Annotated in this window: 23 protein-coding genes; 7 read left to right on the top strand and 16 right to left on the bottom strand. The window is 53.5% G+C overall.

Annotated elements, in window-relative coordinates; genetic code table 11:
- Positions 1-170 precede the first annotated feature (170 nt).
- The 3 genes from arrA to FCL42_RS09500 are packed head-to-tail and all read left to right on the top strand — an operon-like array spanning position 171 to position 3888.
- Positions 171-2741, top strand: a complete 2571-nt coding sequence (gene arrA / locus FCL42_RS09510; RefSeq protein ID WP_136863177.1) for an arsenate respiratory reductase molybdopterin-containing subunit ArrA — start codon at positions 171-173, stop codon at positions 2739-2741.
- Positions 2742-2754: 13 nt separating this feature from the next.
- Positions 2755-3456 (top strand): arsenate respiratory reductase iron-sulfur subunit ArrB, encoded by a 702-nt coding sequence (gene arrB / locus FCL42_RS09505; protein WP_136863176.1) that lies wholly within the window; start codon positions 2755-2757, stop codon positions 3454-3456.
- A gap of 60 nt (positions 3457-3516) precedes the next feature.
- Positions 3517-3888, top strand: coding sequence for a TIR domain-containing protein (locus FCL42_RS09500; RefSeq protein ID WP_136863175.1), 372 nt, complete (start codon positions 3517-3519; stop codon positions 3886-3888).
- 79 nt (positions 3889-3967) lie between these two features.
- Here FCL42_RS09500 and yfcC read toward each other — a convergent pair whose 3' ends face one another.
- The 12 genes from yfcC to glyA form a co-directional block, all read right to left on the bottom strand.
- Positions 3968-5497, bottom strand: a complete 1530-nt coding sequence (yfcC, locus tag FCL42_RS09495) for a putative basic amino acid antiporter YfcC (RefSeq protein WP_136863174.1) — start codon at positions 5495-5497, stop codon at positions 3968-3970.
- Between the two features lie 192 nt (positions 5498-5689).
- The gene (locus tag FCL42_RS09490) at positions 5690-6172 is read right to left on the bottom strand and encodes a phosphatase domain-containing putative toxin (protein ID WP_136863173.1); all 483 of its coding nucleotides are present in this window, start codon (positions 6170-6172) and stop codon (positions 5690-5692) included.
- Positions 6173-6182: 10 nt separating this feature from the next.
- Complete coding sequence (gene arsB / locus FCL42_RS09485; protein WP_136863172.1) at positions 6183-7244, bottom strand: ACR3 family arsenite efflux transporter; 1062 nt, start codon at positions 7242-7244, stop codon at positions 6183-6185.
- Between the two features lie 175 nt (positions 7245-7419).
- Positions 7420-7902, bottom strand: coding sequence for a phosphatidylglycerophosphatase A family protein (locus tag FCL42_RS09480; RefSeq protein WP_136863171.1), 483 nt, complete (start codon positions 7900-7902; stop codon positions 7420-7422).
- Between the two features lie 9 nt (positions 7903-7911).
- Positions 7912-8877 carry a thiamine-phosphate kinase gene (gene thiL, locus FCL42_RS09475; RefSeq protein WP_136863170.1) on the bottom strand — a complete coding sequence of 322 codons (966 nt, stop codon included), beginning with the start codon at positions 8875-8877 and terminating at the stop codon, positions 7912-7914.
- A 235-nt stretch (positions 8878-9112) separates the two neighbouring features.
- A complete protein-coding gene (gene nusB / locus FCL42_RS09470) occupies positions 9113-9523 on the bottom strand; it encodes a transcription antitermination factor NusB (protein ID WP_136863169.1) in 411 nt (136 codons plus the stop codon).
- A 30-nt stretch (positions 9524-9553) separates the two neighbouring features.
- A complete protein-coding gene (gene ribH, locus FCL42_RS09465; protein ID WP_136863168.1) occupies positions 9554-10018 on the bottom strand; it encodes a 6,7-dimethyl-8-ribityllumazine synthase in 465 nt (154 codons plus the stop codon).
- Positions 10019-10183: 165 nt separating this feature from the next.
- Positions 10184-11287: a bifunctional 3,4-dihydroxy-2-butanone-4-phosphate synthase/GTP cyclohydrolase II gene (gene ribBA, locus FCL42_RS09460; RefSeq protein WP_136863167.1), complete on the bottom strand. Its 1104-nt coding sequence runs from the start codon at positions 11285-11287 to the stop codon at positions 10184-10186.
- A 13-nt stretch (positions 11288-11300) separates the two neighbouring features.
- A complete protein-coding gene (locus FCL42_RS09455; RefSeq protein ID WP_136863166.1) occupies positions 11301-11957 on the bottom strand; it encodes a riboflavin synthase in 657 nt (218 codons plus the stop codon).
- Positions 11958-13070, bottom strand: coding sequence for a bifunctional diaminohydroxyphosphoribosylaminopyrimidine deaminase/5-amino-6-(5-phosphoribosylamino)uracil reductase RibD (gene ribD / locus FCL42_RS09450; protein ID WP_229359820.1), 1113 nt, complete (start codon positions 13068-13070; stop codon positions 11958-11960).
- A gap of 3 nt (positions 13071-13073) precedes the next feature.
- Positions 13074-13523 carry a transcriptional regulator NrdR gene (nrdR, locus tag FCL42_RS09445; RefSeq protein ID WP_136863165.1) on the bottom strand — a complete coding sequence of 150 codons (450 nt, stop codon included), beginning with the start codon at positions 13521-13523 and terminating at the stop codon, positions 13074-13076.
- 198 nt (positions 13524-13721) lie between these two features.
- Positions 13722-14978: a serine hydroxymethyltransferase gene (gene glyA / locus FCL42_RS09440; RefSeq protein ID WP_136863164.1), complete on the bottom strand. Its 1257-nt coding sequence runs from the start codon at positions 14976-14978 to the stop codon at positions 13722-13724.
- Between the two features lie 491 nt (positions 14979-15469).
- Between glyA and ettA the strand changes: the two genes are divergently transcribed.
- Positions 15470-17134, top strand: coding sequence for an energy-dependent translational throttle protein EttA (gene ettA / locus FCL42_RS09435; protein ID WP_136863163.1), 1665 nt, complete (start codon positions 15470-15472; stop codon positions 17132-17134).
- A gap of 130 nt (positions 17135-17264) precedes the next feature.
- The gene (locus FCL42_RS09430; protein ID WP_136863162.1) at positions 17265-17618 is read left to right on the top strand and encodes a PilZ domain-containing protein; all 354 of its coding nucleotides are present in this window, start codon (positions 17265-17267) and stop codon (positions 17616-17618) included.
- Between the two features lie 22 nt (positions 17619-17640).
- Here the strand turns inward: FCL42_RS09430 and radA are convergent, their stop codons facing one another.
- On the bottom strand, positions 17641-19008 hold the full coding sequence (gene radA / locus FCL42_RS09425) for a DNA repair protein RadA (RefSeq protein ID WP_136863161.1): 1368 nt from the start codon (positions 19006-19008) through the stop codon (positions 17641-17643).
- 151 nt (positions 19009-19159) lie between these two features.
- Here radA and FCL42_RS09420 point away from each other — a divergent pair, with 151 nt between their 5' ends.
- Entirely contained in the window at positions 19160-21511 is a 2352-nt protein-coding gene (locus tag FCL42_RS09420; protein ID WP_136863160.1) for a PilZ domain-containing protein, read from the top strand.
- On the opposite strand, the gene FCL42_RS09415 is transcribed toward FCL42_RS09420, so the two are convergent.
- Both FCL42_RS09415 and serB read right to left on the bottom strand, forming a co-directional pair.
- Positions 21444-22388 (bottom strand): alpha/beta fold hydrolase, encoded by a 945-nt coding sequence (locus FCL42_RS09415; protein WP_136863159.1) that lies wholly within the window; start codon positions 22386-22388, stop codon positions 21444-21446. The two genes, FCL42_RS09420 and FCL42_RS09415, sit on opposite strands and share 68 nt — an antisense overlap.
- 57 nt (positions 22389-22445) lie before the next feature.
- Positions 22446-23291 carry a phosphoserine phosphatase SerB gene (serB, locus tag FCL42_RS09410; RefSeq protein ID WP_205729249.1) on the bottom strand — a complete coding sequence of 282 codons (846 nt, stop codon included), beginning with the start codon at positions 23289-23291 and terminating at the stop codon, positions 22446-22448.
- Positions 23292-23427: 136 nt separating this feature from the next.
- Here serB and FCL42_RS09405 point away from each other — a divergent pair, with 136 nt between their 5' ends.
- Positions 23428-24048 carry an AhpA/YtjB family protein gene (locus tag FCL42_RS09405; RefSeq protein WP_169308351.1) on the top strand — a complete coding sequence of 207 codons (621 nt, stop codon included), beginning with the start codon at positions 23428-23430 and terminating at the stop codon, positions 24046-24048.
- A gap of 51 nt (positions 24049-24099) precedes the next feature.
- Here the strand turns inward: FCL42_RS09405 and deoD are convergent, their stop codons facing one another.
- On the bottom strand, positions 24100-24804 hold the full coding sequence (gene deoD / locus FCL42_RS09400; protein WP_136863156.1) for a purine-nucleoside phosphorylase: 705 nt from the start codon (positions 24802-24804) through the stop codon (positions 24100-24102).

Below are 24804 nucleotides of genomic sequence, written 5' to 3'. Positions count from 1 at the left end.
AAATTTCACCGCCAAAGATAAACAGCCCCTAGTAAAAGTGAGATCTGCCCTATCCTTTTCATCTATCTCTTTTGGGGTAACTCCCAGAATGTGATTTCGCTCATATCAATCCTGCCATGCAAATATAATATAAATATATCTGTAAATACGCATATACAGGATTGAGAGTGATGAACAATACTAACAAGCAAGGCGTCGACACCCGTCGTCGCTCACTGCTAAAGGCCTCCGCTACCGGAGCCATCGCCACTGGCGTTACGGGCACCTTTGCCCTTAACCCAATGATTGATGCCATTGCCGCCGAGCTGCCGAGTGTGGATCTTCGCACGGGCACTGGAAGCTGGCACCCAACCACCTGTCAGGGCTGTACCTCATGGTGCGCCAAGCAGGTTTACGTCATGGATGGGCGCGCCATCAAGGTTCGTGGTAACCACCACTCTAAGATTCATGATACCGCCAGCTGTCCTCGCCAGCATCTGAATCTTCAGCAAGTGTACGATCCAGACCGGTTGAAAACCCCAATGATCCGAACCAATCCCAACAAAGGTCACGATCAAGATCCGCAGTTCCAGCCAATCAGCTGGGATAAGGCGATGGATCTGTTGGCCGATAAGATCATGGCACTGCGTGAGAAAAACGAAACCCATAAATACGCCTTGCTGCGTGGCCGCTACTCACTGTGTAACGATCTGCTGTACAGCAAGATGACCGCCATGATCGGCTCGCCAAACAACATCTCCCACTCCTCCATCTGTGCCGAAGCCCATAAAATGGGGCCGTACTACATGGATGGCAACTGGGGCTACATGCAATACGATGTGAAAAACACCAAGTACATCTTGAGCTTCGGTGCCGATCCTATTGCATCTAACCGTCAAGTGAGCTTCTACTCCAGTGAATGGGGTAACACTCTGGATCGCGCTAAGGTCGTCGTCGTTGACCCACGCCTGTCCGCATCCGCTGCCAAAGCCCACAAATGGATCCCAATTGAAACCGGAACAGACAGCGCACTGGCGCTGGCGATTGCTCATCACGCCCTAGTAAAAGGCCTGTGGCACAAGCCGTTCGTTGGCGATTTCAGCGATGGCAAGAACCGCTTCGTTGCTGGTAAAGAGGTGGATCCAAGCACCTTTACCGATGCCCATGCCTACGGGTTGGTTAAGTGGTGGAACCTAGCACTGAAAGACTATACCCCAGAGTGGGCAGCAGACGTTGCCGGCTTAAATGCCAATGACATCCGTCAAATCGCCGAAGAGATGGGCGCCGCAGCCCCAGCGGTGCAGGTGTGGACCGCCCGTGGCGCCGTAATGCAGACCCGCGGTACCTATACCTCCATGGCCTGTCATGCCCTAAACGGTTTGTTTGGTGGTGTCGACAACGAAGGTGGCGTATTCCCCTACAACAAAACCCCTCTGAACAAAAACTTCCCTGATGCCTCCGACTACATGGATGCCATCGCCAAAAAGGGTAAGAAACACGAGAAAATCGACCAGCGTGGCCGCTTAGAGTTGCCAGCAATGAAAAAGGGAAAATCCGGCAAAGGCGTAGTCACTGCCAACGTCGCGTCTTCCATTAACGCTGCCGATCCGTACGAAATCGAAGTAATGCTGGCTTACTTCAACAACTTCGCTTTCTCTGCTCCAGACACCAAGCAGTGGGAACAGGCGCTGTCGAAAGTGGGCTTTATGGCACACATCACTACCAACATCAGTGAGTTCAGCTGGTTTGCCGATCTGCTGCTGCCCGCCAATCATCACATGTTTGAAAAATGGGGCGTGCTCAATGCGGCTGGCAACGGCGTCAGCCACATATCACTGCAGAAGCCATCCATCGAGCGTTTGTATGACACTCGCCAAGACGAAAGCGAAGTGCCTTACCTGCTGGCCCAGAAACTGGCGGAGAAAGGCTTCGACTTGCCTTGGCGCTACATCAATGAACAGTTGCTGGATCCTGAAACCGGCAAACCAGCTGCCAACATCGATGAGTTCCCTGAGCTATTGGCTAAATACGTCACCGCACCACTGTGGGGCAAAGACGGCGGCAAGTACGGTGACCAATTATCAGGATGGGACGAGCTAAAACAGAAAGGCGTGTGGAACTCCCACGAGTACAAACCCAAAGCTCGCTGGAGCAAGTTCAAAACCGAAACCCACAAGTTTGAGTTTTACTCCAAAACCTTGGAAAAGGCCTTGGGTAAACACGCTAAAAAGCATCATGTTGACGTCAACGAGGTGATCGAAGCCTGTGAATACACCGGTTACGACCAGGTTGCGTTCGTACCGAACTACCAAGCACCAGTTCGTGATGGTGATGCCAAAGCGTTCCCACTCTTGCTGGTTGACCAGAAATCGCGCCTAAACCTAGAGGGCCGCAGCGCCAACTCACCGTGGTACTACGAGTTTAAAGATGTCGACCCCGGGGATCTGGCCGATGAAGACACCGCCAAGATCAACCCCATCGATGGCGAAAAACTGGGACTGAAAACCGGCGATAAGATCCGCTTAGTCAGCACCGTTGGCAGCATCGAGTGCACAGTAGCGTTGTGGGAAGGCATCCGTCCGGGCTCAGTTGCTAAGTGTTACGGTCAAGGCCACTGGGCTTATGGTCGTGCCGCATCGAAAGAGTTTGGTAAACAGGCTCGTGGTGGCAATAACAACACCATTATTCCTAACCGTTTTGATCGCTTCAGTGGCGCCTCAGCATTCTACGGTCACATCCGTATCCGCATTGAGAAGGTTTAAAAGGTAAAGCATTATGAAATTTGGAATGGTAATCGACCTACAGAAGTGCGTTGGCTGCGGCGGCTGTGACTTAGGTTGTAAAACAGAAAACAACACGCCCGACGGCATCCACTGGTCGCATCATAAAACCGAGACCACCGGTAAGTTCCCGAATGTGAACTACAGCTACATCCCTACTCTGTGTAACCACTGCGATAACGCCGCTTGCGTTAAAGTGTGCCCTAAAGGAGCCATGCATAAGGCGGAAAACGGGTTAACTCTGCACGACAATGACAAGTGCATTGGGTGTAAGCGCTGTATGCGAGCCTGCCCTTACGGCGTGATCAGCTTTAACAAGAGCAAGCCACACCGCAAATGGCAAGACGACACCGCTTTGGTGGCCAAAGGTACCTCTTCACCGCTGGGCGTACTCAAAGCCACTGGCGCCACCAGCTCTCCCCATGAGAACCCTGAACGTGGCGACACCTACCCAGTTGCCCGCCCTCGCCGTACCGTTGAGAAGTGCACTGGCTGTGACCACCGCCAAGCCCAAGGCTTACAGCCAGCTTGTGTTGAATCTTGCCCATCCGGCGCCCGCGTGATTGGTGACATCAGCGACCCAAACAGCGAAGTGAGCCGTTTGATCAAGCTGCATAACGCCCAGGTACTCAAACCTGAAGCAGGCACCAAACCGAACGTCTATTACATCCGTAGCTTCGGTATTCGCCAAGGGTAATCTGGCTTCTGAATCTGGGCGGCGCACCGCGCTACCCAGACCTCTTGTTTTGGGATTGCTATGAAACCCACACTTTGTCTCCTCTCCGATAGCCAAGTTAGCCCTCGTTTACTGCACACTCTTGCGGGTCAAAGCGGTGAGCTGAATCATTGGCAAGCAGATCAGCACCAACAGGACGGTCTTCAACTTCGAATGCAGATGCAAGATCAGTTCGAGCAGATAAGCCAAAGTGATCTGGTGGTGGTGGATACCAACAGCCAAGCGAACAGCATCGCCATCTGCATCGGCTACGCGGTAGCCATCGGCAAACCAGTGATAGGGCTTCGCCGTAAACAAGAGTCGCTACTGGCCAGTGCCACCTCATCGGTGGCGGCGCTGGTCAATCGCATCATTGAGTATCAACGCTGCGATCAGATTCAGTTGTTTGGATAGCCATTTTGGCGTTAGCCCCTAACAAAAAGAGCCCGCTATGGGCTCTTTTTTATTGTCCGGAGGTTAAGAGATTAGGAAATTAAACGTATCCCATGGCCTGTGCCGCTACCACCACCACACTGGAGATCCCAAACAGCATCAGCATAAAGCGCCACACAAATCGAAGCCAATCCACCCAATCGATACGACACACACCTAGGGTCGCCATCAACGAGGCCGACGTCGGTACCAGAATATTGGTAAAACCGTCTCCAAGCTGGAACGCCAAAACCGCCACCTGACGGCTGACGCCAACAATGTCAGCAAGAGGCGCCATCAACGGCATGGTCAACGCCGCTTGGCCAGAACCAGAGGTCACAAAGAAATTGAACACCGACTGGAACACCAGCATAAACCACGCCGACAGCATCTCAGGCATGCCGCCGATGGCATTGCCAGCGCTATTCAAAATTGAATTAAGCACCGATGCTTGCGCCGGGTCGCTACCACCAAGTAGCAGTAAGATCCCCTTGGCGGCGCCCACCAGCAGTGCCGGTGGCAGCATCAATCCGGCGCCCTCTTTAAAAGCATCGGCAGCGTCGTTCATGGTCATGCTATTGAGTCTAAAGGCCACCGCAATGATGGCGGTTACCACACCCATGGTAAAAAACTGCGACGCAATCTCTGGGATGTACCAAGCGTGAGCCACCACACCCCAAATCACCCAGACTACGGTAGCCACGACGGTGAGCATCACTAAGGTGTCGCCTAAATTCCAGCGGCTGTCTTTAAGATCCACCTGAGGCGCATCTCGCAGTGGTTTGTCCGAAGCAAAGCTATAGGAGCGGCTCGGATCGGCCTTTACTCCTTTGGCGTACCACATGGTGAACGCGATGCCTAGTAGAGTGAAACCAACCCACAGGGCCATCCGTAAATCGGCACCGGAAAGCACAGGTACCCCACTGACCCCTTGAGCAATGGCCACCGAAAACGGATTCATCCACGACGCGGCAAAGCCAACCTGAGTCGCCACGTAGGTCACCATTACCGTGGTAATGCCATCGTAGCCAAGGCGAATCATCAGCGGCGCAATGATAATGGCAAAGGCCACCGCTTCCTCACCCATGCCAAATACCGCACCACCTAGGGAGAACAGCGCAAACATCACCGGAATAAACAGTGCCTCATTGCCCTTGGTCTTGCCAATAATGCGCAGGATGCCATTGTCGATGGTGCCAGTGCGCATCACGATGCCGAAAGCGCCGCCAATGATCAGCATAAACATGATAACGCCGATAGCACTGCCCCATTTCGAACCGGAGGTTAATCCTTCAAACACGAAATTGAGCAGGCCCACCCCGCCGCCGCCCTCAAACAAGCTCACGCTGTTATACACAATCTCGCCATTGGCGTCGGTCGCATAAGCGAAAGATGCAGGGTCGATGACGGTGCGGGTCTTTTCAACCCCATCCATCAGATAGGTGGCGGTTTGGGTTTCAAAGTTGCCTGCCGGAATAAAGTAGGTGGCAAGAGCCGCCAAAGCTCCAATCAACAAGATCAGAATCAGAGTGTCTGGCATCTGCCAGGTTTTGCTGGCCGAGCTTGGCGCAGCGGAGGTGGTTTTGCTCATAAAATATCGCTGTGGCGTCATTGTTCGAATTATTGGCAGCGATGATAGAGCAATTGGTGTCGATGAACACCCTTTAACGGATAAAATCGTGATTAAAACGCATTAATAGTCAATTAATGCGCATAATTAACAACCTTGTAGAGAAAAAAGGAGCCAGCGGCTCCTTTTGTCATCGTCTCACGACGGCTCGGTTTAGCCTTTAACACCTAAGTAATCGAACTGCTCCTGCAGTTTTAGAGCGCCTGGGCGAGCCTTGCGAACAATGGGCGCCAAGGCATCGAACGGAACACCTGCTCGCATCAGCAACTTCGCCGACGTAAGCCCAGTTCGGCCGACGCCACCTCGGCAATGCACCGACAGGCGCTGTCCCTGTTTGAGTTTTGCCACCAAGGCGTCAGCATTCTCAGACCAAGCCACATCAAACTCAGAGGCAGGTAGCACATTATCTTCAATTGGCAGATGTACCCACTCCATTCCCAAAGCTTGGCAACGTTGCGGCAACTCCGAAATATGGTGCTCCTGCATCTCAGGCTCGGTCAGGGTCGTCACCACCGTAGTGACGCCTGCCTGTTTCAGCGCACTGAGATCCTGCTCCAGTGGCGTATGAATTCCAGGAGCCGAATGCAGTGCCATTGTAAAGCCATCAACTTCAATTAACGCCAGTGCAAAACTCATTGTTGTTCTCCTATTTTGTGGATGTGGCCACGGAGGCGTTGGCCCCTTCGAAGTCAGCCGCAGGGAACCAATGACGAGTACGGTTGGCAAAAGCCACCAGAGACAGCATCACCGGCACTTCCACCAGTACACCCACCACCGTAGCCAGCGCCGCACCAGAGTGCAATCCAAATAGGGCAATGGCGACCGCAACCGCTAACTCAAAGAAGTTAGAGGTGCCGATCATCGCCGCCGGTGCGGCCACATTGTGAGGCAGCTTCATGGTTTTGGCACCAAAGTAAGCAATGGCGAAGATGCCGTAGGTTTGAATCAATAGAGGAATGGCAATCAGGCCAATCACCATCGGATCCGCCACCAAAGTTGGCGCCTGAATACCAAACAGAATCACCACAGTGGCAAGCAGGCCCACAATCGACAGCGGCTTGAGCTTAGCGGTAAAGGCTTCAACCGTCCCCTTACCTTTAGAGACTAGGTAACGACGAGTTAAGATGCCCGCAGCCAGAGGCAGCACCACATAAAGTAGCGTCGACAGCAACAGGGTTTCCCATGGCACGGTGATGTCAGACACGCCCAATAGGAAAGCGGCAATCGGTGCAAAGGCCACCACCATGATCAGATCGTTAATGGACACTTGAACCAGCGTGTAAGCGGCGTTGCCTTTAGTCAACTGACTCCACACAAAGACCATGGCGGTACAAGGTGCCACGCCCAGCAAAATCATACCAGCAATGTACTGGCTGGCGTCTTCAGCCGACACCAGATCCGCAAACACGACGTGGAAGAATAGCCAACCGATGGCCGCCATGGAAAACGGCTTAATCAACCAGTTGATGGCCAGAGTTAGGCCCAAACCTTGTGGCTGACGGCGCACCTCTTTAATGGACTCAAAATCCACCTGCACCATCATCGGGTAGATCATCACCCAGATAAGAACCGCAATCACCCCGTTAATCTGGGCAAACTGCCAGCCAGCTAACATCTCAAACGCCTGTGGGAACCATTGTCCCAAGGCCACACCCGCAGCGATGCTCATCGCTACCCATACGCTCAGATACCGCTCGAAGATACCCATCTTTTACTCCAGCCTCTCGGCACAAACTAAACTGACCGCCACATTTCGACCGTCATGGAAATATATGCCTTATGATATATTCACCATTCCATATATGCAAAACATAAACGAAAAAAAATGGGTCACTTTGAGAAGTGACCCACGATTCGAGTTCAGGATGGCAGAGTTGAATCAACTAAAGTCCAGGGAACACCTTGGCCAGCGCCTGCAGCCACACTAGGGCAAACACGCCAGCAAGAATGTCGTCCATCATGATCCCCAACCCCCCTTCCATCTGCTTATCGAAGAAACGAATCGGCCAAGGTTTCCAGATATCAAACAGACGAAACAGCGCAAATCCAATGACCAACCAGATCCAACCTGCCGGGGCTGCAATCAAGGTAATCAACATACCCACCACCTCGTCCCACACAATGGCAGGGTGGTCGTGCTCGCCCATGTCCTCTGCGGTCTTGCCACAAATGTAGATCCCCACCGCGGCAAACAAGATCACCAACATCAAATAGGGGAACAGGCTTAAGTCCTGCATCAAGAAATAGAGCGGAAATGCCGCCAGCGTGCCAAAGGTGCCCGGCGCCTTAGGAGCCAAGCCGAGGCCACCTCCCAATCCCAGAAAATGCACTGGATTTTTCAAACTTAAAGTCGGAAATCGAGACATCTTATTTCCTTAAAAGTGCTGGAAGCTGTCAACCAGATCGGTCACCAGTTCACCATCTCGATAGAAATGCACACCGGAGCCACCCCGCATCTGGCCGATGCAGCTGTGGTTTACCCCCGCTTCGCCAAGGGCGGTCATCAGTGCGCCTTTGCGATTCTCTGGCACCGTGAACAGCAACTCGTAATCTTCGCCCCCCACGATCGCCAAGCTTTGAGCATTGGCTTCCCCGAGCGCTTGCTGCAGTGCACTGGACAGCGGCAACTGCTCGATGTTGATGTGGGCAGAGACTTCTGACGCCTTGCAGATGTGCTTAATGTCACCGGCTAAACCGTCGGAGAGATCCATGCACGCACTGGCGATGCCACGCAAAGAGCGGCCAGCCAACACTCGAGGAACCGGACGCAGGTGCTTGGTAACCAAAAACTCTTTTAAGTCTTCATCGCAGCTCAGATCGCCGGTCAACAGCTTTAAGCCTGCCGCCGAATCACCTAAGGTGCCAGTCACAAAGATCCAGTCGCCCGGATTGGCACCATGACGATAGATACCTCGATCCGATGGCACGTGCCCCATGGCGGTCAGGGTAATGGTCAATGGGCCTCGGGTGGTGTCACCGCCAACCAAGGCGATGCCATAATATTCACAGATCTGGTTTAAGCCTTCGGCAAAGCCCGCCAACCAAGCTTCGTCGCTCTTGGGTAAGGTTAACGCCAAGGTTAGCCACGCCGGATCGGCTCCCATGGCGGCTAAGTCAGACAGGTTAACGGCCACCGACTTGTACGCCAGTACCTTAGGATCTATGTCCTTTAGGAAGTGGATGCCCTCAACTAGGGTATCTGTGGTGACGACCAACTGGTTGTTGTCCGGCGCCCGAAGGATGGCTGCGTCGTCGCCAATGCCAAACAACACGTCTTTTCGTTTGCTACCACGCTGACAACCGTCGCGAAAGTAACGTTCGATCAGTTCAAATTCAGTCATTGCCTAAATTCAGTTTTGTGTACCCTTTAAATCAAGCGTTTGGATCAATCATCGCTTGCATGTGACGTTGGCTCTAACGGCTTTTTTTTCATGGTCACCGCAAGAATTTTGCTTAATAGCTCTACAGATCAATCACTTAATTCACTAGGTATCATAATAGAAAAACGGCCACATCAGTGTGGCCGTTCCATTTATGCTTTTGCTGGAGATTCCAGACCGATGAAGCTCATCGTGATTAGCGGTTCTGAGCGTTAGCCAGTTTGTCCAACACACCGTTGACAAACTTATGGCTGTCATCGGATGCGAACACCTTCGCCAACTCAATCGCTTCGTTGATGGCCACCTTGTATGGCACATCATCACGATACAGCAGCTCGTAAGCGCCCAAGCGCAATACCGCCAGCTCGATGGGATCAACCTCTTCCAACAAACGAGCCAAGTAAGGCTTGCACTTCTCATCCAGTTGAGACTTGTGGCTGGTTACCCCAACCAACAGCTCACGGAAATAGGCCACATCAACGCCGTCGGTCTCTTGCTCAGTGAGGAAGTGATGCTCCACGTTAGCAACATCATTTCCACTAATTTGCCATGAATAAATGGCTTGCACCGCTAAACTGCGGGCCTTGCGACGCTCTGAAGGCTTCACGTAATTCTCCTGCTAAATCCGTTCTTAAGCTTACAGCTGCTTAAGGACGTTAACCATCTCCAAGGCGCTCATTGCGGCCTCATGACCCTTGTTGCCAGCTTTGGTGCCAGCACGCTCAATGGCCTGTTCGATGGTATCGGTAGTAAGGACGCCGAACGCAACTGGAGTATCAGACTCCAGCATCACTTGTGCCAGTCCCTTGTTGCACTCGCCAGCAACGAAATCAAAGTGTGGTGTGCCACCACGAATCACCGCGCCCAGTGCGATGATGGCATCAAACTGACCTTGCTTAGCCAGTTTGCGAGCAACCAAAGGCAGCTCAAATGCACCAGGTGCACGAACGATGGTGATATCATCGTCATTAACTTGACCCAGACGCTTCAGGGTATCGATAGCGCCTTCTACCAGGCTTTCAACAATAAAGCTGTTGAAACGGCCTACAACCAAGGCAATTTTGGCGCCTTTGGCTTCAATGTTTCCTTCGATGACATTCATTATTTATATCCAAAAAACAGATTGGTAGACGCCCCAAGGTGGCCACGGGGCGAAAAGTGGCGTAATGATAGCACAGCCAACTGCAAAACTTTAACGCCAGCTGTACACAAAAAATAACGGCCTTGAAAATCCGCAAAGGCATCCTCAGACCGACAATGAATAAAATTACTCGCTGATGTACTCAGTAACTTCCAGACCGAAACCAGACAATGCATGATAACGCTTCTGACCCGATAGCAAGCGCATCTTAGTCACGCCCAGCTCAGCCAAAATCTGCGAGCCCACTCCCACGGTACGGGAAGTGCCAAAAGGTTTGCGCATCGGCACCACGGCACCTGCATCTTCATCGGCCAGACGCTTGATCTGCTCGAGCATCTCTTCACTGCTTTGGTGACGCCCCAGTAGCACTAGCACTCCACCCTCATCGCTCAGGCGACGCATGGCGCTGTCCAAGTCCCAAGTGGTGTTGCCGCCGCGCTGGCTAAACAGCAGATCGTTAAAGCCATCGTGCAAGTGAACTCGCACTAATGGGTTATTGGTCACATCCCCTTTGACCAGTGCAAAGTGCGCTTCGCCGTCGATGGTGTCGCGGAAGCTCACCAACTCAAAATCACCATAGCGGGTAGGCCACTGGCAGCGGGCTTCACGAACGATGGTGGTTTCGTTGTGGTTACGGTACTCAATCAGATCGGCGATGGTGCCAATCTTGATGCCATGCTCTTCGGCAAACACCTCTAGCTGCGGACGGCGAGCCATGGTGCCGTCTTCATTGAGAATCTCAACGATTACCGCTGCTGACTCGTAGCCGCCCAAACGGGCCAAGTCTACTGAGGCTTCGGTGTGACCGGCGCGGGTCAGTACCCCACCTTCACGAGCTCGCAGCGGGAACACGTGACCCGGCTGCACCAGATCGGTTGGCTTAGCGTCTTTGGCAACGGCGGCCTGAATGGTTACCGCACGGTCCGCAGCCGAAATACCGGTGGTCACCCCTTGCGCCGCTTCAATGGAAACGGTAAAGGCGGTACCGTATTGCTCGGTATGGCGAGACACCATAGGGTTCAAACCAAGACGATCACAGCGCTCGCCGCTCATCGGCATGCAGATGAGGCCACGGCCATATTTGGCCATAAAGTTGATCGCTTCAGGGGTCACGGCTTCCGCAGCCATGATCAGATCCCCTTCGTTTTCACGGTCTTCATCGTCCATCAGGATCACCATCTTGCCTTGACGGATATCCTCGATGATCTCGTTAATGCTATTCAGTGCCATCTTGCGAACCTTATTATTTTAAAAATCCAGACTTAGCGAGCATCTCCATGGTGATCCCGGATGAAGACTCAGTCTCCTCTGCCGGTTTCATCAAACGCTCTAAGTATCGGGCGATAAGATCCACCTCAAGGTTAACGGTTGAACCGGGGCTCAACTGGCCAAGGGTAGTCTCTTGTAGGGTATGGGGTACGATGGTTAGGCGAAAACGCCCGCCATCCACTTCGTTGACCGTTAGGCTAATGCCGTCGATGGTCACCGAACCTTTCTCAGGGATGTAGCGGCCAAGACCGTTAGGAGCGCGCAGCCAAAAATCGATGGCTCGGCCCCGAGGGGTGATCGATTCCACGCTGGCGAGGCCATCCACGTGGCCGCTGACCATGTGACCGCCCAAGCGGGTATTCGGCGTAACCGCACGCTCTAGGTTGACCGCTTGGCCAACCTGATAGTGAGCAAAATTGGTTCGGGCTAGGGTTTCACCGGAAACGTCAGCAACGTAGCCATCGCTCAGTTTTTCCACTACCGTCAGGCAGACGCCGTTAGTGGCGATGCTGTCGCCAAGCTGCACATCCTCCAGGGGCAATTTACCACTGGCCACGGTTAATCGCAGGTCTTCGCCACGACGCTCTAGTTGTCGCAGTTGACCCACAGCTTCAATAATGCCTGTAAACATCTATGACTCCGCGCGCACCAAGGTCAATCGAAGATCCTGACCAACTCGGCGCACGTCTTTAAATTTAAACTCTGGCACCTCAGACATGGTGGAAAACTCGGGCAGGTGGACCAAACCACGGCTGCTGTCTCCCATCATCTTAGGTGCTTGATACACTATTAGCTCATCCCACAAACCGGCAGCAATAAAAGCGCCCGCCAGCCGAGCTCCAGACTCCACCAACACCGAATTCACTTGACGCTCGGCCAGCTCAGCGACTATTGCATTAAGGTCTAGCTTGTCACTCAGTTTTGGACCTTGCCAGCAATCCACATGGGCGGGCCAGTTATGACGAGACGGTTGGTGACTGGCCAGTAGAATGGGCTGCTCAATTTGGAACAGCTTCAGATCTGGGCTCAATCGCCCCTGACCATCCACCACCACCCGCAGCGGGTGATGCCAGTTATCCGGCAGTTCAATATGTGTCGGCAACTGGGAGGGGCGCACGTTCATGCTGGGGTTATCCATCAGTACACTGTCGGCACCGGTGATCACCGCCCCTGACTCAAGCCTTAAACGCTGCACATCGGCGCGCGCCTCGGGACCGGTGATCCATTGAGATTGGCCATTCGCCAGCGCCGTGCCGCCATCGATACTGGCCGCCAGCTTGATGCGAATCAGCGGCCGTCCAGATTCCATTCGTTTAATGAAACCTGGGTTAATGGCTCGGGATTCCGCCTCCATCAGCCCAGATTGGGCCTTAATGCCGGCCTCTTGAAGCATGCGCATGCCTCGACCTGCAACCTGTGGATTGGGATCCACCATGGCAGCCACCACTCGGGAGACGCCCAAGTTGATCAGCGCTTCGGCACAGGGGGGCGTGCGGCCATAATGAGAGCAAGGCTCTAAGGTAACGTAAGCGGTTGCGCCAATAGCTTTATAGCCTGCTTGACGCAAGGCAAACACCTCGGCGTGAGGTTCACCGGCTTTAGGATGAAAACCCTCGCCGACCACCTCGCCGTCTTTAACGATGACGCAACCCACGGCAGGGTTTGGATGGGTACTGTATTGGCCACGTCGGGCCAGCTCAAGGGCTCGAGCCATTGAGCGAATGTCTGTTTGGGTCCAATTCACGGCTTATTTTTCCAACTTGGCGATGGCTTCACCAAACTGCGATAGATCTTCAAAGGCACGGTATACGGAGGCGAAGCGAATGTAAGCCACTTTATCTAGGCCAATCAGCTGTTCCATCACCAGATTGCCCACCATATCTGAGCCCACTTCACGCTCGCCAGTGGCTCGTAGCGCCGACTTGATTTTGGTGAGCGATTGCTCGATAGACTCCGCAGAGACAGGGCGTTTCTCCACCGCACGCAGGATGCCACGGCGCAGTTTCTCTTCGTCAAAAGGCTCTCGAGTACCATCTTGTTTGATCACTCTAGGCATCACCAGCTCAGCACTTTCGAAAGTGGTGTATCGCTCTTTGCAGGTCAAACACTCTCGACGACGACGAACCTGATGGCCCTCAGCCACCAATCGAGAATCGATCACCTTGGTGTCGTTTGCCGAACAAAAAGGACAGTGCATGGTGCCTCCAAAGCAGCCAATAAACGGAAACTATGCCGCTTAGAATAACGGATTTCGGGCATTAGGTTAACAATCAACACCTTTAACGGAAAACAATGGCCCAACCTGAGGCTCATTTCTGTGGTGTTAGGCACTAAATGATAAAAAAAGCCCATCGATTGATGGGCTTTTAGTCAGTTATCCGTCAGTAATTCGCTATTAGCGGTATACCGGTTTGCTGGCACACAGAGCCGTCACCTGCTGCTTAACACGCTGAACCACCTCTTCGTTGCCAAAGTCATCCAGAATGTCACAGATCCAACCGGTCAACTCACGGGCTTCGGACTCATCGATGCCACGGCGAGTCAGCGCTGGAGTACCAATACGCAGACCAGAGGTTACGAACGGGCTACGTGGGTCATTAGGAACCGAGTTCTTATTCACGGTGATGTTGGCGCGGCCTAGGGCAGCGTCCGCATCCTTACCGGTGATGTCTTTGTCGATAAGATCCAGCAGGAACAGGTGATTTTGAGTGCCGCCGGAAACGATGTTGTAACCGCGAGAGATAAACACCTCGGCCATCGCCTGAGCGTTTTTCACCACTTGTTGCTGATAGGTCTTGAACTCTGGCTGCAGCGCTTCTTTGAACGCCACCGCTTTCGCCGCGATTACGTGACACAGAGGACCGCCTTGGCCACCTGGGAATACGGCAGAGTTGAGCTTTTTGTAGATGGTCTCATCACCACAGCTAGACAAGATCAAACCGCCGCGAGGGCCGGCTAAGGTCTTGTGGGTGGTAGTGGTCACGACGTGGGCGTGAGGCACAGGGTTCGGATATACGCCAGCGGCAATCAGGCCAGCCACGTGAGCCATGTCCACGAATAGGTACGCACCCACTTCATCGGCGATTTCGCGGAATTTAGCCCAGTCAATCACGCCAGAGTATGCGGAGAAACCAGCGATGATCATCTTCGGCTGATGCTCTTTGGCCAGCGCCAACACCTCTTCGTAATCGATTTCGCCAGTTTCAGGGGTAATGCCGTACTGAACCGCATTGTAAATTTTGCCCGAGAACGACACGCTGGCACCGTGAGTCAGGTGGCCACCGTGGGCAAGGCTCATGCCCAATACGGTATCGCCTGGCTGCAGTAGCGCCATGAATACGGCGGCGTTCGCTTGCGAGCCAGAGTGTGGCTGCACGTTGGCGTATTGTGAGCCAAACAGTTCGTTGGCACGGTCGATGGCCAGTTGCTCTGACACGTCGACGTACTCACAGCCACCGTAGTAGCGCTTCTCAGGATAGCCTTCGGCATACTTGTTGGTCAGTTGTGACCCTTGCGCTTGTAAAACACGAGGGCTGGTGTAGTTCTCTGATGCGATCAGTTCAATGTGCTCTTCCTGACGGCAACGTTCTGCCTCCATCGCCTGCCACAACTCGGGGTCAAAGTCGGCGATGTTCATGTTTTTGTCCAGCATCCATGTCTCCTGGTGTAGGGGGTTATTTTTTTAAGCGGCTCTGGGGCCCGTTTACCTTTGCCGTTCAAGTTGCGCTTGTGCGAAAACCTGCTCTAGCCGGAGCCAAACCGTTGCCCATAAGCCCTTCTACGAACCAAAGCAAAACCGAGACTAAAACCGGTACCAGCAGGGTCAGCAACTCATCGCTGAATTCAGCACGAAAAGTAAACAGGCCATAGTCTACTCCGCTGCTGCAATGATCCCAAGTCCAATGAGCTAGGCTCAGAAAAAATTCCTATGCCGTCATAACAGACCTATGTGGTTTGCGGTTGTTTTTCATACTAAAAGCCAACAAATGCACTGGCATCCACCGATGGAGACAGTATCATAGGCGCCAAAATACCGTTTCCGCCTCAGAGCAGGTTTCTATCGGCTCGACTACCCTAAAGGGCGGACTCTAGTCCGGTCAGCCAACCCCTGACCTGATTTACAATGATTGAACAGGAATTTTCATGGCTCAGTTTATCTACTCCATGCTTCGAGTGGGCAAGGTGGTTCCGCCTAAACGCCACATTCTTAAAGACATCTCCCTCTCCTTCTTCCCTGGTGCCAAAATTGGTGTCTTGGGTCTCAACGGTGCGGGTAAATCAACCCTGCTGCGCATCATGGCCGGTGTGGACACCGAGTTCGAAGGGGAAGCTCGCCCGATGCCAGGCATCAATGTGGGTTACCTGCCTCAGGAACCACAGATGGACATGGAAAAAACCGTTCGCGAAGTGGTAATGGAAGCGGTAAGCGACGTTGCTGGCGCCATCGAGCGTCTTAATCAGGTTTACGATGAGTACGCCCAAGAGGGTGCAGACTTCGACGCCCTAGCCAAAGAGCAGGGTGAACTGGAAGCTCTCATTGACTCCAAAGACGGCCACAACTTAGACAACGCCTTGGAGCGTGCCGCCGACGCCATGCGCCTTCCTGAGTGGGATGCCAAGGTTAAGGTACTCTCCGGTGGTGAGCGCCGTCGTGTCGCACTGGCTCGCCTGCTTTTGGAAAAGCCAGACATGCTGCTGCTGGACGAACCGACTAACCACCTGGATGCCGAATCCGTTGCTTGGTTGGAGCGCTTCCTAGAAGAGTACCCAGGTACCGTGGTCGCCATTACCCACGACCGTTACTTCCTAGATAACGCCGCAGGCTGGATTCTGGAACTTGACCGTGGTGAAGGCATTCCGTGGGAGGGCAACTACTCCTCTTGGCTAGAACAGAAAGAAGCCCGTCTGGAGCAGGAAGCTGCTCAGGAGAAGGCTCGCATGAAGTCTATCCAGAAAGAACTGGAGTGGGTTCGTCAGAATCCAAAGGGTCGCCAAGCCAAGAGCAAAGCCCGTCTGAACCGCTTCGAAGAGCTGAACACCACCGATTACCAGCGCCGTAACGAAACCAACGAGCTGTTCATCCCGCCGGGTGAGCGTTTGGGTGACAAGGTGCTGGAGGTGAATAACCTGACCAAATCCTACGATGGCCGCGTCCTGATCAACGACCTGTCGTTCTCGGTGCCAAAAGGCGCCATCGTTGGCATCATCGGCGCTAACGGTGCCGGTAAATCGACCCTATTCCGCATGCTAAGCGGTGCTGAGCAACCGGACAGCGGCACCATCGACGTTGGCGAAACCGTGAAGATCGCCTCGGTGGATCAGTTCCGTGATGACATGGACGACAGCAAGACCGTGTTCCAAGAGGTTTCCAACGGTCAGGATGTGCTGAAAATTGGTAACTTCGAGATCGCCTCTCGCGCCTACGTGTCTCGCTTTAACTTCAAAGGCACCGACCAACAGAAGCGCGTTGGCGAACTCTCTGGGGGTGAACGTGGCCGTCTGCACCTAGCCAAACTGCTGCAAGCCGGTGGCAACATGCTGCTGCTCGATGAGCCAACCAACGATCTGGACATCGAAACTCTGCGCGCCCTGGAAAACGCCCTGCTGGAGTTCCCAGGTTGTGCCATGGTGATCTCCCACGACCGTTGGTTCCTAGACCGCATCGCCACCCACATTCTGGATTACCGCGACGAAGGTCAGGTTAACTTCTTCGAAGGCAACTACAGCGAATACCGCGACTGGATGAAACAGACTCACGGCGCCGACGCCCTTGAGCCTCACCGCATCAAGTACAAGCGCATCGATTAACGTCGACTGCCATCGCAAGAACCTCAAAGGCCAGCAGAAATGCTGGCCTTTTTCTGTGACCCTCCCCACCCCTTAGTGATAAGAAGCGGTCTATACTCGAGGGTAAACAATGCGCAATTTTGAGTAGGACATGGACGAACGCCGACATTTTACTCGGGTGCAATTTATCGCTCCCGCCCAAATAGACATCGACAACAAACGCATCTCAAGCCGCGTGTGGGACATCAGCCTGCACGGCATTTTGCTGGCGATGCCGGAAGAGTTTACCCCCACCATGGGGCAGTCACTGAAGTTGACCATCCCTTTAAGTGACGATGTGGATATTCAGATGCAGGCCGAAGTGCAGCGCATCAACGCCATCTCGCTGGGGCTGGTGTGGCATAACATCGACGTGGAAAGCCTCATTCATCTGCGCCGGCTGGTGGAGCTCCACAGCCCCCATAGCCTGAATAAAGAGCTAGAGGAGCTGTGGCAAGAGATGTGAGCGCGGAGTTAGGTAGGGGGGATTATATCGCTTCCAGCGCTTGAGACAGTTTGGTAACGCCGATGATCTCCATCCCCTCGATGGGCTGCCTTGGCACATTCCCTTTCGGCACAATGGCGCGCTTAAAGCCGTGCTTAGCCGCTTCATTCAATCGCTCACCGCCGTTGGGCACCGGGCGAATCTCGCCGGACAGCCCCACCTCACCGAATACCACCAGATCCCGAGGCAGTGCGTGATCGCGAAAGCTGGACACCATGGAGAGCAGCAGCGCCAAATCGGCCCCAGTCTCGGTGACTTTAACGCCACCCACCACGTTGGCAAAGACGTCTTGATCCGACATCTGCAGACCACCGTGGCGATGCAGCACCGCCAACAGCATCGCCAAGCGGTTCTGCTCTAGCCCTACCGCAATGCGCCGTGGATTGCCTAACTGACTGTGATCCACCAGAGCCTGAAGCTCAACCAGCAGCGGCCGAGTGCCCTCCCAGATCACCAATACCACTGAGCCTGGAGATTGCTCCTCTCCTCGGGATAGGAAAATGGCCGACGGGTTGGCCACCTCCTTAAGTCCTTGGCCGGTCATGGCAAATACGCCCAGTTCATTCACGGCGCCAAAACGGTTTTTGTGGCTGCGCATGGTACGAAAACGTGAGTCACCATCGCCATCTAACAAGATGGAACAATCGATGGCGTGCTCAAGCACTTTAGGGCCAGCGAGGGAGCCATCTTTGGTCACGTGGCCAACTAAAAACATCGCCACGTTGTTTTGCTTAGCAAAGCGGGTTAAATAGGCTGCGGTTTCGCGAACCTGAGCCACACTCCCCGGCGCCGATTGCACGTCCGCCATGTGCATTACCTGGATGGAGTCGATCACCATCAGTGACGGCTTCTCTTTCTCGGCGATATGGCAAATGCGCTCAACGGAGGTCTCCGACAACATCTTGAGCTTATCCGTTGGTAGCCCCAAACGATTGGCCCGCATCGCCACCTGCTGCAACGACTCCTCACCGGTAACATAGAGGGCGTTCATCGACTGAGACAACTTACACATGGTTTGCAGCAGTAAGGTGGATTTACCCGCACCTGGGTTACCGCCAATCAAAATGGCAGAACCCGGCACGATGCCGCCCCCCAACACCCGGTCCAGCTCGCTGAAACCGCTGGAAAAACGAGGTAACTCCTGCAGATCAATCTCGTTCAATAGCTGCACTTCGGCACTGTTGGCGTCACCGGCGTAGCCACTAAAACGGTCGCCACGGCCTTTAGTTGCCGCCCCTAGGCGAACCTCGGTCAGGGTATTCCACGCCCCGCAGGCATTGCATTGCCCCTGCCACCTTGGGTGGTCCGCACCGCAGTCATTACACACGTACGCGGTTTTTACTTTGGCCATAATCTCTCTCTGTCTGTTACCGCTATGTCAAATCGGCCTCAAAGAATCGGAACGTCAGCCGATATAACTCCTTGGTTGGTAAAGGCCGATTATATACGGCAGCACCAATTACCGTTACACTCAATGAGTCATATTCCGAAAATTAAAGACGATGCAAAACCACAGCGAGCTGATACAGCAACTGACTCCTCTATTACAAGATGAGAACTTCGACAGTCTCCTCGACCAATCCACCAGCCACTTAAGCGACTCCGATCGCTTTCTGGTGCGGATGGAGATGCGTCGCCTCAATCAAAACTGTCAGCGCCGCATCGACATGAGCAACCAGTCCGAACGCTGCGACTGGGTTGAACTAGACGGTCTTGAACATCGGATTACCGCAGAAGCGGAACACACACTGAGGCAGCAGCTCGAACTCTATGGTGGCCGTTACACCGTCGGTGCCTATGAAGCCCTGATGGACAGCCTAAAACCGGAACCTGAACCAGAGTTAGGCGCCGATGAGGAGCCCGAAGCATTACGCCCCTTCAACATGGCAACCTTGCCCATGGGGTATTACATCCGCCGCCGAGAAACCCGCCACAGCTTCACCTCCAACGTCACCCTGTGGCAACAAGATGGTGCCCCCGTAGAAGGACGCACCTTGGATCTGTCCCCTCGAGGCGTCAAACTGCGCTGTCGCACCCCTTGGTTTCCTGAGCCAACCAAGCCAATCTTTGTCAGCTATACCGACATTGCCAAAGAGTTTACCGTGCCAGAGCTCAAACAAGGGGTCAGCTATGAGCTTGTCGAACGGGAAGAGCGCAAAGATGGCGCTCAATTTCGACTAAAGCGCACCGATGACGACGATAAGCTGGATAACACCTTCGAACGCATCTTAAGCGTCAGTCGTTTGCGAACTCGCCCTGAGCTCAACCATCTGATCAAAACCGCCCGCAGTCGCGGTTATGAACGGCAGTATCTTCCGAGATTGGCTTCGGTTCCGGTTGCGATGAGCCTTAAGGGTGGCAAACTGCAGCCCTCGATGGTGTTGCAAACCCCAACCAATTCAGCACAGATCGATTACTGGCTGGATGAGCGTGGCGCCAGCCAGCTGAGCAGTGCCCTAACCGACAAGCGCATTGCTCGAATTCTCAAACAGCCCAAAGAAAGCAGTCATCAACTGATGTACAGCTTTGTGCACTATCACGGCGACCACAAACTGTTTTTCTCCGCCACGCTGTTTGAGCTTCAGCAGCAGGAGCTACTGAACTGCTTCCTCAAGCATGCCGCAGGCAAAGATGAGTTTCGCGTACATCACCTGCAGATGCACAGCATCGGTGAACGGGACCGCCAATGGGCCACCCACTCTCCGGTAAATGGTCGCCAAAGCCAAGCCTTGGTCAACCAACAGCTCAATGGGGTGTCGTTACTGATTCACATGGAATCACACCGGCCTGAACGCCCCGAAATCTACCAAGCGCTGTATAGCGATCAACACGTCAATCAGCTTAGGCAGTTTGGCCAGCTTCGAGTCTCTGGCGCTGAGCCTCGCGCCATCCCTTGTGAGCAGCAAGAGCTGCGCCGTGAGCCGCGATTTGCATTGCAAACCAAGGTTCAAATTGAGGTACAGGGCGTTGAGATCACCGGAAGAACCCTGGATGTGTCTCCTCGAGGCCTACGGGTGCAACTGGAAGAGAGCATCAACATCGCTCCCGGCAGCCAACTGAAACTGGCGTTCCCTGACCTGCAACCTTTGGCAGGAAAACTCAAACTTAAAAACCTGGATTACCAGCTGGTACGCCATCAGAAAGGCGTGGTGCTGCACCTTAAAGTCAGCACCGAGCAGAACCACTCTGGGGTGGTGTTCCTGTCCCACTTATTGCACCAAAACCGAGATAAGATGACTCAGGTTGGCAGCAAGATGCAGCACCGACAGCTGTTTGAAGGAATGAAGAATTTGGTGCTAAAGCGCCTCTACTCTCTGCCGGTCTTTATCCATAAAGAGGGGCCCAAATTTGTGGCTAACCTCGCGGGCAACAGCCTTGTCCCCAGCAGCTGCTATCAATCACTGGTGGACATGGATGGCCTAGATCTGGATGCCATCTTTGATCACGCTGACATCAAGCAGCGCTATGAAGAGCTGGCCAAACAGAAACACGACTCACCAGCATGGTTTGGCACTCTAATCGTTTACTGGCCACAAGACCGAGAGCAGCGCCAGGTGTGGGAATTGTCTCAATTTGCCGACAGCCAACAGCTGCGCCACAAGATGGAGCAGCTGTACGCCACGGGTCATCTGAAAGTGCTGAGCATCCAGCTGGATAAAGCGAAGCGACCGGATCTGGATTATTTACAAGCAGAGCTCGCCGCCATCAGTACCCACGCCCTGCACCGAGCCAAAGAGCTGGAGCAGATGTTATGGCAGATAGAGGTGGTTGCGGAGATCAGAGACATCACCCCTGAGTATCTACAGCAGTATCTGGAAGTGGTTGAAACAGGTCCAGCCACTGCAGCACATTAGGGTAGAGCTCAGTTGCCGCATCTTTGTGGGTTAGGATGCCCGCATGGTCGTAGTCCTGAAGCCAGCCTTGGCGCTTGCCCAGCACCTGATAGGTGGCTTGGCCGCTAAGACCGCACTCCTGCATCAGGTCAAACACATCTTTTGGGTTCCCTAAGGCCTTATCGCCGGCCCCGGCCAAAAACCAGGTTGCCGGCCACTTCTGTTCTCGAACCCATCGCTGAGCCGCCGCAGCATAATCGAAACCATCCACCTCATCGAGCCAACGTTCGGTGGCGATCCATGGCAAGGAGTCCATCAAAAACTGAGTGGACTGATCGTCCATGCCCACACGCCACTTCTGCAGGGGCAAGTAACCAATTTTTTTACCGAGCCAGGGAAACAAACGCTTCCACGCCAGCTCAATTTTAATCAGCCGCTCATAACTGTAACTGCGTACGGTACGCTTTGAAGCAAACAAGGTAAGCGTTCCCACTTGGGGCAGAAGTTTCGGAAAACGCGCCAGAGCCGCGATCATCAACACCCCGCCCCAGGAGTGGCCAACCCAATGCACAGGGTGGCCATGGCGAGCCTGTAGCGTATCGTGCACTAGAGGCAACTGCTCTTTAATCACCTCATACTGGCCGTGGCGCTCTTTGGCGGACAGAGGCGGAGAGGACTCCCCGTGGCCATAACAATCTAGGATATACACCTCAAAGCCCTGATCGGCTAAAAAGCAGCCTAAGCCTTTGCCGGAATCACTGTAAAACACTCGGCCATTGCTCATGGCACCGTGTACCATCAACACCGTTCCCTTCGCGGCACCATTGGGAGTAAGGCGCTTTAAGTGAAGTTGGCCATTTCGATAATCCAGATATTCAGATTGCTGCTGGTGATTCATGGGGCTCCTTTCCCGACAACGTTGAATCAGAGCCCTGATTAAACCGATTTTTGTGATCTAAATCAACAAAGTGGCGATGGCGTCTAGATCTAAATGGCTCAGATGACAATCCGCTTGTGCCGCTACCGCAGGCTTAGCACGATAGCCAATTCCCAACCCTGCTGCCGCCATCATGACCAGATCGTTAGAGCCATCCCCTAAGGCGATCCACTGTGATTGCTCGATGCCATATTGCTCCCCGAGGGTGCGCAAAATTCTCGCCTTTGCTTCTGCATCAACGATGGCGCCCTCAAGCTCCCCTGTTAATCGCCCTTGCTCAACCACCAGCTCATTGGCTTCAAAGTGATCCAGTCCCAGCTGTTCGGCCAAACTCGAGGCGATGCGGTTAAAGCCCCCCGAGGCCAATGCTACCACCCATCCCGCTTGCTTGAGATCGGCAATCAGCTCAACCAATCCTGGATTCACCGGCAGATTGGCCGCAATCTGGTCCAGCACATCCACCGAGGTGCCCTTAAGCGTCGCCACCCGCTGCCTGAGGCTTTGAGTGAAATCCAGCTCACCCCGCATGGCGGCTTCGGTGACCTCACTGACCTGTTCATACACCCCAGCGGCTCTGGCAATCTCATCGATGCATTCAATGTCGATGGCGGTGGAGTCCATGTCCATCAGCAAGACCCCTGGTTGATCTAACCTAGGCCGCTCCACCGGCAAGCGAAACCACTGCCAGTTATCTGCATCGCTGCCGCCAACGTGTTGAGTTTGAGGCCAACAAAACCACACATATTGGCCCCATACCCCTTTTTGAGGTTCAGGTAGGGCCAAGGTCGATATCATGGCGACCACCTGCTGCTCGGCGCTCTTGCGCGCCACGCAGACCAAATCCATACTTTGCCCAGAGTTCATCCAACAATCCTTATCCCGTTTGTAACTGCTCATTCCGATCCCGCACTACGGCTTTAGACCATGAGTTGATTTGGTATATTTCAATTGGTTAGGATTTAGGATCACAGAAGCGATAGCCTGGAGCAAGGGTAACCGAGTGCAAGATAAGGAAATCCTACCAACCAATAACCCATTTAGGATTTTGGCCCGTGTGGCCAAGATTCTCACCGCCCTATTGCTGGTCGCAATCATCTTTAACCTTTGGCAACTGCAGCAACGGCAAAGCCTTGAGCAGTTAGACCAGCAATCGAAACAGCTGGCCGATCAGATGGTGCAGCTCGCCGCGATTGCTGCCGCTCCGGCGATGGCCAAGCAAGATGACGAACAATTGGACTGGTTGATGATGCAGCTCAACTTAGATCCACGAGTGCTGTCCGCCAGTGCCTTTGACGATAAAGGTCGTCGCATCAGCCAGGCGCAGAGTCTGTTCCCTGAGAACATGCAACCGGAAGACGATGAACTGCAGCAAGCCCTCAGTCGTTTTGAGCCATTTATAGCCTCTGTCGATTATCAACAAAAAAACATCGGCTTTATCCGCCTGAGAATGAACACTCAACTGTTCTTTAAAGACAGTCGACAACTGGATAGAGAGCAGCAAAAGCAGCAACCGCTGCTGTTTGTGTTGGCAGGATTTGTGGGATTTCTGCTAACCCGGGCACTGTCTCTGAAACGAGCTAAACAGAGCGCATTGAAACGGCAGCAAAAAAAGCAGGCATAAAAAAAGCCGGTCAAAGACCGGCTTATTCGTAATACTCGACCTTACCGGTAATTAAACCAGAGAGTCCAGAGTCATTACGATCATGTCGTTGAAGGTGTTTTGACGCTCTTCAGAGGTAGTCGCTTCACCAGTACGGATGTGGTCAGATACGGTTACTACGCACAGAGCGTTCGCGCCGTACTCAGCAGCAACACCGTATAGGCCAGCCGCTTCCATCTCTACGCCCAGTACGTTCATCTTTTCCATCACGTCGAACATTTCTGGATCTGGAGTGTAAAACAGGTCAGCAGAGTAAACGTTACCTACTTTCACTGGGATATTAGCCGCTTCAGCAGACTTAACAACGCCAGCCAGCAGGCCGTAATCGGCGATAGCAGCGAAATCGTAGCCTTTGAAACGAGTGCGGTTTACGCCGGAATCGGTGCAAGCACCCATGCCGATGATTACATCACGAACTTTAACGTCGGTGCTTACTGCGCCACAGCTACCTACACGGATGATGTTCTTCACACCGTACTCGGTGATCAGCTCTTTCGCGTAGATGGAGCAAGATGGGATGCCCATACCAGAACCCATTACAGACACTTTTTTGCCTTTGTAGGTACCGGTGAAGCCCAGCATGTTACGTACGTCGGTAACCTGATCAACGTTCTCTAGGAAAGTTTCAGCAATGTACTTAGCGCGCAGCGGATCGCCTGGGAAAAGTACGGTTTCAGCGAAAGCGCCTGCTGGTGCATTAATGTGCGGAGTTGCCAT

This window comes from Ferrimonas aestuarii, assembly GCF_005116665.1.
Taxonomy (GTDB): domain Bacteria; phylum Pseudomonadota; class Gammaproteobacteria; order Enterobacterales; family Shewanellaceae; genus Ferrimonas; species Ferrimonas aestuarii.
The sequence above is the reverse complement of the archived record's forward strand: the minus strand, read 5'-3'. Positions and strand labels throughout refer to the sequence as shown.

What these genes read in the sequence shown, in the direction of transcription:
- FCL42_RS09420 (WP_136863160.1), top strand. Translation starts at nt 19,160, where the DNA reads ATGCAAAACCACAGCGAGCTGATACAGCAACTGACTCCTCTATTACAA.
- thiL (WP_136863170.1), bottom strand. Translation starts at nt 8,877, where the DNA reads ATGACTGAATTTGAACTGATCGAACGTTACTTTCGCGACGGTTGTCAG.
- nrdR (WP_136863165.1), bottom strand. Translation starts at nt 13,523, where the DNA reads ATGCACTGTCCTTTTTGTTCGGCAAACGACACCAAGGTGATCGATTCT.
- FCL42_RS09490 (WP_136863173.1), bottom strand. Translation starts at nt 6,172, where the DNA reads ATGAGTTTTGCACTGGCGTTAATTGAAGTTGATGGCTTTACAATGGCA.
- yfcC (WP_136863174.1), bottom strand. Translation starts at nt 5,497, where the DNA reads ATGAGCAAAACCACCTCCGCTGCGCCAAGCTCGGCCAGCAAAACCTGG.
- FCL42_RS09500 (WP_136863175.1), top strand. Translation starts at nt 3,517, where the DNA reads ATGAAACCCACACTTTGTCTCCTCTCCGATAGCCAAGTTAGCCCTCGT.
- ribBA (WP_136863167.1), bottom strand. Translation starts at nt 11,287, where the DNA reads ATGGCACTGAATAGCATTAACGAGATCATCGAGGATATCCGTCAAGGC.
- FCL42_RS09430 (WP_136863162.1), top strand. Translation starts at nt 17,265, where the DNA reads ATGGACGAACGCCGACATTTTACTCGGGTGCAATTTATCGCTCCCGCC.
- arrA (WP_136863177.1), top strand. Translation starts at nt 171, where the DNA reads ATGAACAATACTAACAAGCAAGGCGTCGACACCCGTCGTCGCTCACTG.
- glyA (WP_136863164.1), bottom strand. Translation starts at nt 14,978, where the DNA reads ATGCTGGACAAAAACATGAACATCGCCGACTTTGACCCCGAGTTGTGG.
- FCL42_RS09415 (WP_136863159.1), bottom strand. Translation starts at nt 22,388, where the DNA reads ATGAATCACCAGCAGCAATCTGAATATCTGGATTATCGAAATGGCCAA.
- ribH (WP_136863168.1), bottom strand. Translation starts at nt 10,018, where the DNA reads ATGAATGTCATCGAAGGAAACATTGAAGCCAAAGGCGCCAAAATTGCC.
- ettA (WP_136863163.1), top strand. Translation starts at nt 15,470, where the DNA reads ATGGCTCAGTTTATCTACTCCATGCTTCGAGTGGGCAAGGTGGTTCCG.
- radA (WP_136863161.1), bottom strand. Translation starts at nt 19,008, where the DNA reads ATGGCCAAAGTAAAAACCGCGTACGTGTGTAATGACTGCGGTGCGGAC.
- serB (WP_205729249.1), bottom strand. Translation starts at nt 23,291, where the DNA reads ATGAACTCTGGGCAAAGTATGGATTTGGTCTGCGTGGCGCGCAAGAGC.
- FCL42_RS09480 (WP_136863171.1), bottom strand. Translation starts at nt 7,902, where the DNA reads ATGTCTCGATTTCCGACTTTAAGTTTGAAAAATCCAGTGCATTTTCTG.
- deoD (WP_136863156.1), bottom strand. Translation starts at nt 24,804, where the DNA reads ATGGCAACTCCGCACATTAATGCACCAGCAGGCGCTTTCGCTGAAACC.
- arrB (WP_136863176.1), top strand. Translation starts at nt 2,755, where the DNA reads ATGAAATTTGGAATGGTAATCGACCTACAGAAGTGCGTTGGCTGCGGC.
- arsB (WP_136863172.1), bottom strand. Translation starts at nt 7,244, where the DNA reads ATGGGTATCTTCGAGCGGTATCTGAGCGTATGGGTAGCGATGAGCATC.
- FCL42_RS09455 (WP_136863166.1), bottom strand. Translation starts at nt 11,957, where the DNA reads ATGTTTACAGGCATTATTGAAGCTGTGGGTCAACTGCGACAACTAGAG.